We start from the raw sequence: 611 nt of genomic DNA, 5'->3' as shown, positions 1-611 counted from the left end.
CAATTGTCCTAAGCCGCAAATGACTCCGACCGCAACGTCACTTAGATATGAATGATGACGGAAAGGCTCACGGGCATGAACATTGGATAAATGTACTTCTATAAAGGGTTTTTGTGTGGCCAATAGGGCATCACGTAGTGCAACTGATGTATGGGTAAATGCAGCAGGATTGATAATAATGGCATCAGCCTGGGCAGATTTGTCTGCTAATAAGCCATAATGTTGGATCTTATCTACTAGATCGCCTTCATGATTTGATTGTATACAAGTTAATTTAATGCCGTGCTGAGCGGCTCGTTCGATCAAGCGTTTTTCGATATCTACCAGCGTCATATGGCCATAAATTTCAGGCTCACGCTTACCCAATAAGTTCAGGTTGACGCCATTCACCAATAGCAGTTTGTGATTGAGGGTCTGATCGATGTGTTGGTCAGTAGGGTTTTCTGCTGATGTAGATGGAGAAGAGGACGTCATAGTAATCTCTGTCGCTATTTAAATATGTGGATGATTTATTATAATGAATAAGGTGTGCATGACAAATAGGTTGCACAAGCTGATTCAGCGTATCCCTTTATAATAGCAGCTTGTAGGCTAGGTTATAAAAAAATTAC

Annotated in this window: 1 protein-coding gene; it reads right to left on the bottom strand. The window is 41.1% G+C overall.

Annotated elements, in window-relative coordinates:
• On the bottom strand, positions 1–474 hold a 474-nt coding region (gene aroQ / locus ACS8FC_RS18955), incomplete at its 3' end, for a type II 3-dehydroquinate dehydratase (RefSeq protein ID WP_439297928.1).
• Positions 475–611 lie beyond the last annotated feature (137 nt).

The organism is Psychrobacter sp. 1Y4, from assembly GCF_051847555.1.
This window is presented reverse-complemented; position numbering and strand designations above follow the sequence as displayed.